This window comes from Vibrio hepatarius, from assembly GCF_001274785.1.
In the GTDB taxonomy this organism is placed as follows: Bacteria; Pseudomonadota; Gammaproteobacteria; order Enterobacterales; family Vibrionaceae; genus Vibrio; species Vibrio hepatarius.
Genome location: NZ_LHPI01000010.1, coordinates 1 through 14,021 on the forward strand (window position 1 = coordinate 1; position 14,021 = coordinate 14,021).

Here is a 14,021-nt window from a genome sequence, read left to right on the forward strand (position 1 = left end):
ATTGGCTGCGGAATCTCGGATATAAAAACGTTAGAGATCAATGGCGAATATCAAGCTGTGTATGATTTGTTTGTGGAAAGAACCAGAGCATTGATTGGCCACAAAGCAAAGCTTCCCGAAGGGTTTAATGGTCGAAGCTGTGAAGAGATTAAGGCTGACCTGTATCGATGAAGAAAAGGCTGCATGTGCAGCCTCTTTTTTTATTGTTTGGTCATTAGTTTATGCATGTCTCGAGAGTGTTTATGTCCTATGGCGAGGATAAGAAACAGAATAACGCCGATAGTGACTAGAACGGAGGTTAGGCTGAACACATCCACCATCACTGCTAGACTGATGAACCAGATAAACATTACCGGTATTGTGAACCAATGAACTTTGCGGAAAAAGTTACCGACAGAATCAATTCGCGTACAAGCTATGATAAGCACCATCAATAAGAGTGGTGTCAACATGGCACCATATAAAAGCACTTCAAAATAGCGATGTTTGAAAAGGTAAATCATAGTTTCTTTATCATAGATGGCGAATAAAAGACAACACAAGACGTAACTCAACCCTGCAACGTGGCTTCCACCAAGTGCATGATAAGATCGTGTCTCTTTGTCAGGCCAACGAAGTACAAATTTTAAAATGCAAAAAGACAGTATATAGAACCAGACATACGTAAAAGTAAGTGATACTTCTACAAGGTGCTTGTAATGGTAGCGTTCAATAATAGAGTTATTCAAATCGGTTTAATAGTTGAAAACATAGCCCCCACAAATAGGACAATTGGAGCTATAAGGATTGCAAGTCTGGAATTTCCCTTTTCCCGGTACATAATTACCACCTACTAAATAATATAAATGCGCTTAAACGCTAAGTTGAAATGTTGTCATTGTTGATTTAGATTTGTACCTCGAACTGCAAAACGCGCCACTCAGTTCCCTTACGGGAGTTGAGTGGCGTTTTTCTTCCCGTAGGGCGACATACCTATAGGAAGAAACTATGTTTACCACTTTCATTGAAAATCTCAACGACAAAACACAACGCTATGAAGTTGAGGTAGTGTGCAAAAATTCATCATTAATTTTCTCTTTGGCTGATTCTACTCAGTATGCTTTTGTAACCACCCTAAATCTTCTTTCTGGGTTAGGTGTAACCCGATATGGACAAGGTGCGTCAAATACTGTCAAGGTAACAAAGAAAACGTGACCAAAAATAAAGATTCATACTAATTGCTACCACGAAGTCCGAATCAAGCTACAACTGAGTATTAAAGTATCATACTCGTTATGCGTACATGGGGATGTAACACGTTTCTGGACAGAAGTTTGTCAGTGATTTTGCTAAATTAGCTTTTCACGGATTATCAAAAGGGTTCTTCTCCGCTTAGGTGAGCTTGATGTTTGGGTAAAAAGTTGAGTGAGTATCAGGAACCGACGTTTGTCTGATCTTCAATTTGAAATAGTCTGTGTCTCTCACTCCTCTGGCTCTTCGCCTAAGTAAGCCAATCGAGACATTACCTGCTTCAACCCGAGCGTTGGTCAACTTGTATTTCCCGTAGTTACAGATGCCGACTTTTCTTTCCAATAAAACATCGGCAAAGTTACTTAAGGACAGAACTCTGGTCGATTTGGCGAGACTGCACCAGGCTTCAAGAGCTGCCACCATTGTTTCGTAATCGGGTTCATCCCATATGGCTTGTAGCTGCTCTTTTAGCATATAAACAACGCACAACGTCTTGTTGCTCTCGAGTAAGTCATCGAGTCTGTCAGACTGTCTATCATCCAATTTGTGAGCGTTTTTCAGCAGGAGGAAGAGTGTCCCTTTCAGCATCCTTTTCTCGTCGTGAGAGCCGTTTCTAAACGCTTTTGCTCTCTCTTTTTTGATTAAGATGCAGTAGTTCTGCATGACATGAAATCGGTCAAAAACAATATCTGCATGGGGAAGCATTTTCCTCACCGCCGATTGATAAGACTGGCCCATGTCCATTGACACTGCTTTGATTCCTGCCTTGGTTTCTTCTGATAACTGCTCGAAAAAGGAGATCAGAACTTCCGCTTTTCGGCCATGCTCAACCCAAATTAAATGCCCAGAGACGAGGTCATAAACGACCGTCATATAATCGTGTCTCTTGGCTCTGGCAACTTCATCGACACCAATATGGATTAGGTTATTCAGTTTCTCAGGGTCTAAAGCTGGCAAGCTTGAACGTAAGTATTCTCTATCGATATTTTTTACTGTTTCCCAACGGATCCCTAAATGCTGAGAGACGGCATGTATGCTCATGTGGCGACATAACCCACTGATGAACTTGCAAAAGCGAGCAGTATAACGACCGCCTTTAGCCACATACTCAGCCTCTTCAATTAACCGTCTTCCTTCTTTGTCTCTAGTTTTAGCCAGCTCAACTTCAATCGTGCAAGGCCGTCCACTCACAGGTAAATCCTTAAGACGTCTTTTAACGTAGTGATCGACAGTGCAGGAAGTGCCGGATATTGGCTCTTTGACCTTATACCTTCGATCTCGACGGCAACGAACGAATACTGATTGGGACACTTCTTCTACTGAACAAGATTCAACACACTGGCCTTTAAAGCTAAATAATGAGGAAGACAAAGACGACAAAATAGACTACTAACTTATTCTTAAAATAAGCATTATAAATCATGTAATTATGATGAATTGGTCAGTGCATTTAGACTCATGAAAGCGGAGAAGAGCCTCAAAAGTATGGCAAAACCTCTAATCGAGTGGCCAACTTCTCGCTTCTGTCAGCCGCTATATTAAACGCTTATATCTATTGTTAAAGGCCGTGGTTCCACCTTCCATAATCCTACAGATAGTTTCACGCATTTCACTGTCCTGTATCGAGCCTTTATTCTTAATAAAGCACTGATTATTAAAGTCAAGTGCATGTACCATCTCAGCATCACCGTTTACCACTATGTTGGGGTTGTGTGTTACCATGATTATCTGACGCTTGCTCTTAGTTGCCTTAATTTGAGACACTATCAAGTCATATATTAAAGAGTTATCCAAATCGTCTTCTGGTTGATCGATAAAAAGTGGCTTCTCGCTATGCGCCAATAAGAAAGCCAGCATTGCAGCTGCTCTTTGACCTGCTGAGCCTTGGGTTATTGGAGTGAAGTTTTTCCCGTCCCCTGTGCGGCTATACTCAACGTCCAAACCATCCTCTGGGAACCAGTACAAGAGAGAGTCAGCAAAGTCTTGATGCTGAGTATTCATATTCACCAGTTTGTTCCTGAATCTGGCGGAGAATGTCTGCTTATCTGTTCCAGTAGATACTTTGTAAAGCAAGCTTTGTATATCAAAAATGGCTCTATCACGATCCTCTTGATTTGGAAGCTTAGCCGCATTCAAAAAAGACGAAACAACACCTTGTTTACCGTTTTCGCCCTTTATGTAAATATCCGATGCGAACTCAGTTTTAGCTGAAAGCAAATCTCGAAATGCATGTTCCATGACCATAGCGCTGCAACCATATGGTCTTACAGAGATCTTCACATAGTGGTTATCAGAAAGCACTTCTTGAAGAAATAGTTTTCTACGCTCTGTTTGCTTAAGTCTTTGCTGCCTTATCTCTTTAAGATCCTCGTTAGCCAGTTTAACTTTTTCTTGAAGCTGCTGTTGTGCATTCATTGCCCTAACTAACTTATCAGCTAACTCCTTCTCAGATTGAACAAGTTGGCCATACTCTTTTAGGTTATTGATCCCTTCGCTCTGTAGTTGAAGTTGTAAATCAGTATATTGTTTTACGGCTTGGTCAAACTTTGACTTCCAATTACTACTTATTAAAACGGCCTCTATGTCATTAACACTTGTCTGTAGTCCTTCAATAGAATCTTTTATGGCATTTTTTGTTTTACCAACAGCAGTATCTAGAGAGTTAGTAAAAGCTTGAATGTCTGCGTCAAAGTCTGAAGGTGTCGCAATAGTGGAGACTATTTCCTCGTGCAAGAAAAATCCGCTTAATCTATTTATCAAATCCAATGTTTCAGATTTCTTGGTCTCAAATAGTTGTTTCTGTTTCTGAAACTTGTTGTATTCAGTAAGAATTTTCTGATGATTACTCTGTGAGAGCTTTTGAATTTTTGCTCTTATGTCTTGTAGTTGCCTCTTGAGTGCTGGTATCTGATCAGCAACTTGTTTCAAACTCCTAGCCTCAGCTCTCTTTGCGCAGAACTTCAATTGGGCCGTTTGAAGTTCATCATGGTCAATATTTGCCGAACGATCTATTAACTCAAGTAACGGCTGCTTATTTTCACCAACTAGAGTTGCTATTTGTCCCTGGCTATAAAGGTCAATAGGGAATCGGTCTTTGGTAATTTCCTGGTCTTGACTTTTTTTCCAATCACACCCGTCTTCCTCAAAAACTGTCGTTTCGTTAGTGACTTGCGACCAAATTAGACGATAACGCTTACCCAACCGCCTATAAATTAGCTCTACTTCAGTATCTTCCTTAAGAGCTCCAAAATCGTCCTTTGATTTTGGTACTTGCATGAATTTGGAATATGTCTGGTATGGCGTAGTATCTTCATCTAGCTCAGACTGTTTCCCTGATACAGCTCGTAGAGAGTGCGTAATAGTAGACTTACCAGTACCTCTTCCTCCTACAATCGCATTTGAATAAGGGCTAAATGAGAGCGACGAAGGAAGTCTCCCTTGTCCCATATATCGAGCATCTTTAACTTGTATCGACTCAATGAAGTTATCAGGTGTTTCATATGGATTGAATTGAATTAGGTCATCAAACCGCTTAATAGAGAACTCTTGGCCATCTATCAAAGCAAGTTTTAAAGATGCGAGCGTAGGGGTTTCCATTTTGACCCAAGTGTATCGACTACCTGGTTTATCATTCCCACGAAAACCATGACTATCAGATCCAACAACTTCTGATAAGTTAAGTCTGCTTTGAATATAGCTCTGCGGCTTATCAACTTCAGTATCGACAACTTCAATAGCGCTAAGTAATCCTGTTTCGAATATTTTACGAAGATACCTATCGTTAGCTACGGGTGACTGTGATTCATTCTTGGTTTGTAGAAGACCGTTATCTCGATCTGCGTGTGCCGCTATAGGAATGCAGTCAAATTCAGGCAGGGTTATAACTTCGTTAAGAACTCGCAGTAAACTCATAGAACCTGAGCCGCTGTGGTCACCACAATTTCCTCTGTAACCAGCGGAGGTAATGAACTGTTCGATTTTCTTTTGACTAGTACCTGGCGCGAATACAACTATTAAATGAAACTCATCCTCGGTTGTAAGTTCGACCCCAGGGAACACAGTTATATCTCTGAACCCTTCAGGCAGATTAACTTTCATTTCTTCGTATGTGCTTTGCAGGGCATCCACCCAACCAGCTCCGTTATGATCTGTTACTGCAACGCAATCAATCCCCTCCGCCATGTACTTTAAAAGCCAATCTTGGGGAGATAAATTATGATCGTACTTCGCCCACATTGAGTCTGTTGATTTAGGAGTATGCGTATGGAAATCGAACTTGTACCACTTAGCTCCCGGATATGGCCACGCACTAGTCATTTATTTTCCTTGTGTAGTGGCAAATTGAAATTGGCCACATTGTTATATGAAATCACTTTATCAGCACAAGAATGACTAGGTCAAATAGCTGTCTCTGTAAATGAGATTTTCGAGTATGGGCAGATACTTACGAGAAAATCCCTATTCTGCCTAACCAGGAAACGAAGCCCAATTATCTTGTAGACTTAAATCGTGAAGAAGAAGTCGATTTCTTTGATTGTGAATACTAGCTGCTTAGTTTCATTGTCCACTTCCAGACCAATTGTTGCACTGTTAAGCTCTTCACTGTATTGAGCTGACTCGAGTATTTGAGGCATATTGGCTTTGATAGTTTCAAATTTATGATTGAGCATGGCGATGACTTTCTGCGAATTAATAACAGCATTTATAGGAGAGCCATTTGCTGTAACTCCACATCCTGGGTTCATATACTCTGTGCCGTCATTAACGATTATATTGGCGTTAGCATGCTTGTTTCTTAAAGTTTTGTACTCAGCCTCGGTTAATTTTTGCATTCCAGAGTCCATCCTGAAAGCTGACATTCGATCTGCCCAGTTTTCATGCATAACTTCTATTAGATCTAAATCACACCAAGAGCGGTGATTGAAAATGCCGATGATATGAGCATAAGCACTATCAAAATGAACAAACAGCAGTTCACCAGTTCTTTTTACAAAACCATCACTTTGGCACTCAAGGCTTAGATGCAAATGTTGAATCCCCCAATGCGATAGCATGTCATCATCATAGTCCAGTTGTTTGAGCTTCCTACTTTGATATTTCCTTAAAGGATTACCAGCCTCAATATCGCTCTTAATAGCGGTATATGCAGACTGAAACTTATTTGGAACAATAAAACTATTCGCTTCTTTCACTTCTCTGGGAATGCTATCAATAATTCGATATTTATATCTTTGATAGGAATAAATAGGATCATAATGAGTAAGAGTATCTACCTTAAACTCGTCTAAGATTTTACGCTCGCAGTAGCGAGTGTAGTCATCTAATATCTCATTCCGCAGTTCCATCATTCCTCCTAAACCTGACACCATTGGGGCTGCTAACAGCCGTTAACCTATATTGCCGTCTCTACTTTGTGAACTCAATTTACAATCAGTAAGTTAGCGATAAAAAGTGCCATTCAGGCTGATAAACTAAACACGTATTCAGTTAGTATTACAACTTACTTTCGGATAAGTCTTCGTAGGGCAAACTCACATTAACAGCATGTGAATGAGTAAAAGATCTAGCGTACAATGGGGCAAAAACGTTTTAGAAATGGCAGCGTACCGATGTGCAGCGTACCGATGCGATCGTGTCGGAAGGCAATAATGTTTGAAACTTTTTAGCCTTCCCAGTCTGTTCCTTTCGTGTCAATAGAAGGTATGTACGACAATAAAGGTCAAAACTTAGATTCAATCAACGTGCCTACCCAAAGATAAATTGTGACAACAAAGGTTGAAACTCACTTTTGTCGAGTAGACGACACTTGTTACCAAGTGCCGCCCCTCTAAGAACCGTACGTGCAACTTTCACTGCATACGGCTCAAGCCTCCACTAAGGCATCATTGATACCCAGCAACTTATAACGCAGTCGGGACAGGCTCTTTCCAAGAGTTACGAGCTAGCCTTTTAGATTTTCTCTTCACCAGATATTCTTGGTATTGAGGGTCAAAAGGGGTCGCAGCACTCCTAATTTTTACGTGTCTTTCGATAGGCACTTTCGCTATTTGGAACAGATTGAAGTGACAGTCCATGTTCATGATTTTCTACCAACCGTGAAATTGCCACTGGCCTTTACGATTGAGAAAATACTTGTGCACAACCCAGTCTTTGGACTTGGTTGGATGACGTCTAACTGCCCAGTGCCATAACGCTTGGAATAGTTTATGGCCGACATACCCGAATACTTGTTTAGCAACACAGTGGCGATAGTAATTCGCCCATCCCCTAAGTTTCGGATTTATCAACTTGATAAGATCGTTAACAGGGATGGTTGCGTGCTTTTTAATAAGTTCACGTAGATTTCTAAGGAATAACAGCGTATTGGATTTGCTCGGTTTAATGAGCAATTTCCCTTTGTACTTCCTGTGATTGAAACCCAGAAAGTCAAAGCCATCATCAATATGAGTGACCTTCGTTTTTTCTTCGGAGAGGGTTAACCCTCTTTCTGCCAAAAAGCCAGCAATCAACGGTTTGATATCGTTCACTAGCACTTCCTTTGAAGAGCAGGTGACCACAAAATCATCCGCATAACCGATAAAGTTGGCCCTAGCACCCATTTTCAGAGCTGTAGATTTTATTTGTTGCTCTATTCCCGCGAGAGTCATTAGCATCAAGGTTGGAGATATTATTCCACCTTGAGGTGTACCTTCTTCGGTATCGTAGAACAGCCCCTTATCTACATAGCCAGATTTTAACCATTGCTCTAACATTCGTTTATCTACAATGATATTGTCCATCAGCCATTTATGCCCGATTTTGTCGAAGCAAGCCTTAATATCTCCCTCAAGAACCCATTTCGCGGATTGCTTTAGAGCTAAACATTTGAAGCACTGACTGACAGCGTCAGCCGTGCTGCGATTTGGTCTAAAACCATAGCTATTGAGGTCGGCAAACGTTTCGGACACAGGCTCTAATGCAAGAAGGTGGAGGGCTTGTTGCGCTCTATCAATCATGCATGGAATACCCAGTGGCCTGAGCTTACCGTTCTTTTTGGGAATATAGATACGTTTGAGTGGTTTTGCGGAGTAAGCCTTGCGACTCAGTTGATCGACTGCTTTCATACGGCGTGCATCTGTGTTCCAGATGACACCGTCTATTCCAGGCGTTTTACTGCCTTTATTCTGAGAGACTCGCTTAACCGCGAGAAGCTTGGCTGAGCGAGAATGAGTCAAGAGCCACTGTAAAGACTTCACCTTACCGTATTTCTTTTCTCTAGTTGCTTTTGCGATACGCATTTGAAGCTTCAATACGTGTACTTCAACGGATTTCCAGTCGATGGACTGCCATTGATCGCCGTCAGAAGATGCACTAATCTCTTTCGAGATCACCATTTGCTTTTCTCCTTGAATAAAGTTCTTCAAATTCTCTCGCAATGGAAGACCAGTCGGAAGTGGGCTCACTTTCGTGATCAGACATAAGTCTGTATCTGCATCATTACAATGTAGCTTTCGCTTTTTCCGACCTCCTATACCTGCACCACTATCGGCCACAAAGGCTTTCCCAAAGGGAGTGATACAGGCTTACCCTGTTCCGTATGTTGCGTAAAATGTCGGGTTAGATGCCCACTATAGTGCGGAGAGTGCAGTGACCACGAAAAAGTACTGTCCAACCTCTTTCCAACTCTCATTGCCTTTTGGCTACAGCGTAATAACCACTTCCGCTGCTTCATCATATAACGCACCTTGAATGGATTCACATATGTTCATCATACTGACTACCTAGCACTTACCCGAATTGTGGTTTTCAGGAGGAACGTCCTCTCACGATTCTTTTCCCACTCAGCCCAACGGCCAAGTTTCGTTACATTGTCCGAGCCGCTGCTTTATTCAGGCTCGTAGGTTCATCTGGTGATACAGACGGTTCACTCATAAAGCGGTGAACAACGCTTCATACGACTTCAGGTCGCACGGACAGAAATGAGTTAGAGCCGAAGGACGGCTCTGTGCCAAAAGCAGACAATAGAAGTTGCAGCAGTCGTATTATAACTTTTCAATGAAAGCTTAGGTTAATGAAGATAAACAAAGGCTTTAAAATTTTGGAGACAACAATGATTTGCGAAAAAAGTTAACAATGCTGGATTCTTAATTTTGTGTTTCAAGATGTCACAGGTTCTAGAGGACTTAGTGTGGCTAAATTGAAGTGTCCGAATCAGTCCGACCACACCGAAGCAATAGCAGCCGCCTGTCGGCAAGCTGCTATTAATTAATTGATCCTGTGGCTTGTTAAAGCTTCAATATTTCGCCATCGTTTGGGACTTTGACACTTTGCGTCAGGCTATTGGCTTTAACAAATTCTCTCAGTTCTTTACGAGACAAGGCTGCATGGTTCACTGCATCCATATGCACGCCAATAATGGTTGCTTGAGGTGCAATGTTTTTGGTTCGAGTCACGTCCTCTTTTCCCATGATAATAGAGTTTGGAAATCCCTCAAGCTGTGCATAGCCGGTATTCAGGATCACAACTTCCGGCTGGTGCTTGTTTAAAGCTTGTTCTACAACACCGTTCCAGATCGTATCCCCAACCACGTATGTTGTTTTGTAACCGGGAGCCTGAAATACAACGCCCATTGCTTCACCAAGCAAAGCGGCCAATTGCGGAACTGCGTACATGTCGTCCGTACCATGTTGACCACCGGTTTTAGTCAATGTAATACCTTCAAACTCAGTGCGATCATGGATGACAGTAACCTGTTTAAACCCCTGCGATTTGATTAATGCTGCATCTGCTTCATGCTGCACAAATATTGGCAGATCTTTAGGCAGTAATTGCTGTGCGGCTTCATCCCAGTGATCCAAGTGCGTGTGCGTGACAATAATGGCGTCCACTCCGGAAATGACTTCGTCAACAGACATAGGTAATTCCAGCAATGGGTTTCTTAACGTACTACGGTAGGTGCCTTCAAACCCCGGATAAGCTCCTTTTTTCGCCAACATAGGGTCGAGCAGAAAGGTGGTATCCGCATAGCTAATTTTGAGTGTCGCATTTCGCACCAGCTGGATTTGTGTCTGCTTGTGGGCTGGCGTGTTTTTATCCGGCGTTGCCTGAGCTAATGCAGGCCCGGTCAACAAAACGCTACCAACTATTAGACTGGACATTAAGGTTCTTAAGTTCATCTTTGTTCTCCATATCAACTAAGTGAGGTGTTCAACACAGTGGCTATGATAAAGAACAATACAATTGACAAAAACTGACCTAAATGACAATATTCGAAAGTATTGGGCCACATCAGTAGAATTCAAACTTTCAGACGTTGCGGGGACGCTATGACAAAACTAAAAATTGGCTTGGTGCTTTATCCTTCCTTCAGCCCATTTCATGTTTCTGTACCCTATATGATTTTTGGGTCTATCCTCCCTGAAGAATCGCTGTTTGAATTGTTTCTAATTGCACCCGATAGCAGCGCCATCAACGCCGAGCGGAGTATGTTTGTTCAACCTGACGGAGGGCTGGAGCTGCTGGCAACAATGGATGTGGTTATTGTACCCGGCTGGCATAAGCTGGATGAAAAACCCAGTGCTCAGGTGCTTTATTCGTTGCGAGAAGCCTACAACAGAGGGGCTTATCTGGTAGGGCTTTGTTACGGCACTTATGCTTTAGCCTACGCAGGTATTCTGGATGGGAAAAAAGCCTGTACTCATTGGTTAGCTGAGCAGGATTTTAAAACCAGATTTCCCCAAATCCAGTTAGACACCAATGCGCTTTATAGCGAAGACCAGCGGCTTATTACCTCAGCTGGTACAGGGGCAAGTTTAGATTGTTGCCTCTATATCGTCAGAAAGTTTTTTGGGGTGAAAATTGCCAACAAATTTGCCCGTTTAATGGTGGTTCCGCCCCATCGTGAGGGAGGGCAGGCACAATTTATAGAACACCCAATCGCTCGCTCGACTTCGGAAGCTCAAATTAACACACTGATCGATTTTCTGCGTGAGAACATCGCCAAACCACATAGTATCGATGAACTTGCTACTGTAGTTGGGATGAGTAGACGTACCTTTACTAGGCGGTTTCAAAAGGCAACCGGGATGACTGTTGTCGAATGGTTAGTGAATGAGCGCTTGCAGCGCAGCCGTGAATTGTTAGAACTCACCGCATTGTCGATTGAACAAATCGCTGAACGGGTTGGATTTCAAACCGCCACTTCATTTAGGTTACATTTTAAACAAAAACATGCAGTCTCTCCAACAGCATGGCGAAGGACTTTCGGTGCTAATACTTTGATAGAAATGCCCTTTCCTTTAAACCATTAATTGGATTTAAGTAAGGGACATTGAAATTCTCCGTGCTCATGTAAATTTCACCTATGAAAGTGTTGCGGACATTTGTTTTTGAACGAATCGACTCTTTTTTTGTCTGCTTTTCGCTCTTTTGAGGCATTCGCCTCAACACGTTTTGGGGCAAAAGTTTGTTAGAACAAAAGGCAGACTGCGATAAATAGCATCGAAAAGTTTCAAACTTTATTGCCATGGTTTCGGTATTTATTGTCGAGTTTCATACTTTAATGTCCTCCGACAGATCGCTGCCATTTTAGTATGATAGTTTAATACTTGGTATGAATCTTTATTACTCAGTAACAAACTTTATTCTACTCACACAGATGGTTTAACCAATGCAGCGATCGTTGATATTGAATCCAACTTAAAGACGTACCAAACTTATGCGAGTCTATCGAACGGTATCTACGATAGTCGTCCAGATCATTACGCAGCCGTGCTAAATAAGTTTTGTAGCGATTCTGGTGTTTCGTGTGAGGTAGAAGAGAAATCAAGTGGTTTACGCTCTCTAACAGCGATTGATGAATCTGATCCTGATAACCAGAAAATCACCATAGTATTCCGTGGTACGGGCGATGACACAGACAGTGGTATTGCTGCTAATGATGTCTCGACAGATATTGCTCAGCATCTAGGCAGGATGCCACCGATGTATGTTGATGCAATCGACTTAGTTCAAGATGTCAAAGTACAATATCCACACGCAAAGATCACAACTACTGGTCATTCTCTTGGTGGTGCTTTAGCTAATGTTTCAGCGCTAAAAAACAACACAGATGCGGTTCTATTTAGCCCTGCAACTCTAAATGTATATAACTATGTTGATGCTTCTATCCAATCCGGTTATTCGAGTAAAATGATAACTATCGTCAATGAAAATGATAGAGTTTCTGGAGCAAAGTTATTGTCATCACCAACAACATATCAGGGTGCTGTGTTCGTTTTGCCGGGGCGAGCATTGTGCTTTGGGCGCTGTAACCACAAGATTTCTGAACTACAGTCAAGACTTGAGGAAATAAGAAAAGACATGAACCCAAGTCGAAAACTATGTGAAATTTATAAAGGAAAATCGACACTTAAAATCGAATGATTGCATCCGTTAAGAGAAAGGGAGCTTCGGCTTCCTTTTTTTATTTTTGCGTATTCATCCAGCAATTGTTGATACCTGAATGATTTTTAATCTGTCTAAAATAAACCTTCAAAGTTTCTTTTAAAAAGTCTCTAATTCTATGTTGCGCGTTATAAGGTCTGCGGTAATCTTAACAACATCAATTGAACACGACAGACGAATTCTAAAAAGGAAATGCGCAAATGACTAAGCAACTTGTTCTAGCAGCAGTAATCGCAGCAACTTCACTAACATCTGTATCAGCTATGGCTAACGAAACGGATTCTGGTTTAGCTGAATACTCACCAAGTATCAGCAATTACGTTTCTCCATACCTTTCATCAGTGAGCATGGGTAACGGTCTTGATGGTTCTGGCCTTGGTGTACGCATTGGCTACAAGCTAACGGATAACTGGGGTGTAGTAGGTGATGCTTCTTTCTATGAGGTAAACGGCAAACTTCAAGAGAACGGTGAAGAACTAGAAACGGATTATGATGGCTGGATGCTGAGTGTCGGTCCAAGCTACTACATCACAGAGCGTCTAAGCGTCTTTGCAACTGTGGGTATGGCTCAACTATCTGGTGCTAACTATACTTACGGCGACCCGTACACAGCAAAAGAGTTTAACGAAGACATTCACCAAGTAGTTGATGTAACTAAGCGCGACAAAGAGAACATCAACACTTCGGACAATAAGAGTGTTGTGGTCGGTGTAGGTGTGAACTATGCACTTGGTGACTACTACGTGATTAACGCTTCATATAAGCGTTTTACACCTGACTTTAAAATGACTGGTGGCAACAACTCAACGACAGCAGATGTATTCGAAGTCGGATTTGGTTTCCGCTTCTAATTCGGAGTTACTGTAGAGCAGGGCATAGCCCTGCTTTTTTGGCTCTACACTCTACACCGCTCAATCTTTTCCACCAGCTGTGAGAATTTTCGATTCTTCCCAAAGCCCTTAAAGGCGATCATTTCGGGCGCAGCCTGAAGTCCCTTTCCGTTACGACTTATACTCCGCTTAACATCCGTTCTGTAGATGCTAAACCCACGGGCTTTATATAATTTTGCCAGCTCAAGGTTAAGGCTGTTGCAAGCTATCATCGGCATACTGTGGTCTGCCAGCCAGTCAGCTACCTGTATTTGATGCTTAAAAGTAAAACCCCGCCCCGAATAGTTAGCAAATGTCCCAGCGTAAGGTGGATCTGCCAGTAAAAAATCAACACCTTTTAGGTTTAGATCCAGAAAGCTACCATTAGTGAACGTCCAGTCTTTAGTAACCTCTTGGAACTGGGTAAACCCGGAAGGTGTCGCAAGCTCTTCGTACTGCCCAAATGGAACGTTGAAGCCTGTCTCTTGATCACAAGTC

General features: G+C 42.1%; 10 protein-coding genes and 1 pseudogene. 4 read left to right on the forward strand and 7 right to left on the reverse strand.

Annotated elements, in window-relative coordinates:
• Positions 1-200: 200 nt before the first annotated feature.
• On the reverse strand, positions 201-452 hold the full coding sequence (locus AKJ31_RS12185) for a hypothetical protein (protein ID WP_157052356.1): 252 nt from the start codon (positions 450-452) through the stop codon (positions 201-203).
• A gap of 535 nt (positions 453-987) precedes the next feature.
• Here AKJ31_RS12185 and AKJ31_RS12190 point away from each other — a divergent pair.
• Positions 988-1,194, forward strand: a complete 207-nt coding sequence (locus AKJ31_RS12190) for a hypothetical protein (protein ID WP_053409382.1) — start codon at positions 988-990, stop codon at positions 1,192-1,194.
• Between the two features lie 177 nt (positions 1,195-1,371).
• Here the strand turns inward: AKJ31_RS12190 and AKJ31_RS12195 are convergent, their stop codons facing one another.
• The 5 genes and pseudogenes from AKJ31_RS12195 to AKJ31_RS12215 form a co-directional block, all read right to left on the reverse strand.
• Entirely contained in the window at positions 1,372-2,610 is a 1,239-nt protein-coding gene (locus AKJ31_RS12195; protein ID WP_425425089.1) for an ISL3 family transposase, read from the reverse strand.
• Between the two features lie 153 nt (positions 2,611-2,763).
• Positions 2,764-5,547 (reverse strand): TrlF family AAA-like ATPase, encoded by a 2,784-nt coding sequence (locus AKJ31_RS12200; RefSeq protein ID WP_053409383.1) that lies wholly within the window; start codon positions 5,545-5,547, stop codon positions 2,764-2,766.
• 185 nt (positions 5,548-5,732) lie between these two features.
• On the reverse strand, positions 5,733-6,599 hold the full coding sequence (locus tag AKJ31_RS12205) for a hypothetical protein (RefSeq protein ID WP_211263055.1): 867 nt from the start codon (positions 6,597-6,599) through the stop codon (positions 5,733-5,735).
• 531 nt (positions 6,600-7,130) lie between these two features.
• Positions 7,131-8,603 (reverse strand): annotated as a pseudogene (gene ltrA, locus AKJ31_RS12210) (group II intron reverse transcriptase/maturase).
• Between the two features lie 891 nt (positions 8,604-9,494).
• Positions 9,495-10,385 carry an MBL fold metallo-hydrolase gene (locus AKJ31_RS12215; protein WP_053409385.1) on the reverse strand — a complete coding sequence of 297 codons (891 nt, stop codon included), beginning with the start codon at positions 10,383-10,385 and terminating at the stop codon, positions 9,495-9,497.
• 150 nt (positions 10,386-10,535) lie between these two features.
• On the opposite strand from AKJ31_RS12215, the gene AKJ31_RS12220 reads away from it, so the two are divergent.
• The 3 genes from AKJ31_RS12220 to AKJ31_RS12230 all read left to right on the forward strand — a co-directional run bounded on the left by AKJ31_RS12220 (position 10,536) and on the right by AKJ31_RS12230 (position 13,505).
• Positions 10,536-11,519, forward strand: a complete 984-nt coding sequence (locus AKJ31_RS12220; protein WP_053409386.1) for a GlxA family transcriptional regulator — start codon at positions 10,536-10,538, stop codon at positions 11,517-11,519.
• Positions 11,520-11,895: 376 nt separating this feature from the next.
• On the forward strand, positions 11,896-12,633 hold the full coding sequence (locus tag AKJ31_RS12225; RefSeq protein ID WP_483855397.1) for a Tle-like phospholipase domain-containing protein: 738 nt from the start codon (positions 11,896-11,898) through the stop codon (positions 12,631-12,633).
• A 221-nt stretch (positions 12,634-12,854) separates the two neighbouring features.
• Positions 12,855-13,505: a porin family protein gene (locus tag AKJ31_RS12230; protein WP_053409388.1), complete on the forward strand. Its 651-nt coding sequence runs from the start codon at positions 12,855-12,857 to the stop codon at positions 13,503-13,505.
• A gap of 44 nt (positions 13,506-13,549) precedes the next feature.
• Here the strand turns inward: AKJ31_RS12230 and AKJ31_RS12235 are convergent.
• Positions 13,550-14,021, reverse strand: a 472-nt coding sequence (locus AKJ31_RS12235; RefSeq protein WP_169780631.1) for a DNA adenine methylase, incomplete at its 5' end; no start/stop codon positions are given.

Excerpts from the sequence above, each read along its gene's own strand:
- AKJ31_RS12230 (WP_053409388.1), top strand. The coding sequence starts at position 12,855 with ATGACTAAGCAACTTGTTCTAGCAGCAGTAATCGCAGCAACTTCACTA.
- AKJ31_RS12215 (WP_053409385.1), bottom strand. The coding sequence starts at position 10,385 with ATGAACTTAAGAACCTTAATGTCCAGTCTAATAGTTGGTAGCGTTTTG.
- AKJ31_RS12200 (WP_053409383.1), bottom strand. The coding sequence starts at position 5,547 with ATGACTAGTGCGTGGCCATATCCGGGAGCTAAGTGGTACAAGTTCGAT.
- AKJ31_RS12220 (WP_053409386.1), top strand. The coding sequence starts at position 10,536 with ATGACAAAACTAAAAATTGGCTTGGTGCTTTATCCTTCCTTCAGCCCA.
- AKJ31_RS12205 (WP_211263055.1), bottom strand. The coding sequence starts at position 6,599 with ATGGTGTCAGGTTTAGGAGGAATGATGGAACTGCGGAATGAGATATTA.
- AKJ31_RS12185 (WP_157052356.1), bottom strand. The coding sequence starts at position 452 with ATGTTGACACCACTCTTATTGATGGTGCTTATCATAGCTTGTACGCGA.
- AKJ31_RS12190 (WP_053409382.1), top strand. The coding sequence starts at position 988 with ATGTTTACCACTTTCATTGAAAATCTCAACGACAAAACACAACGCTAT.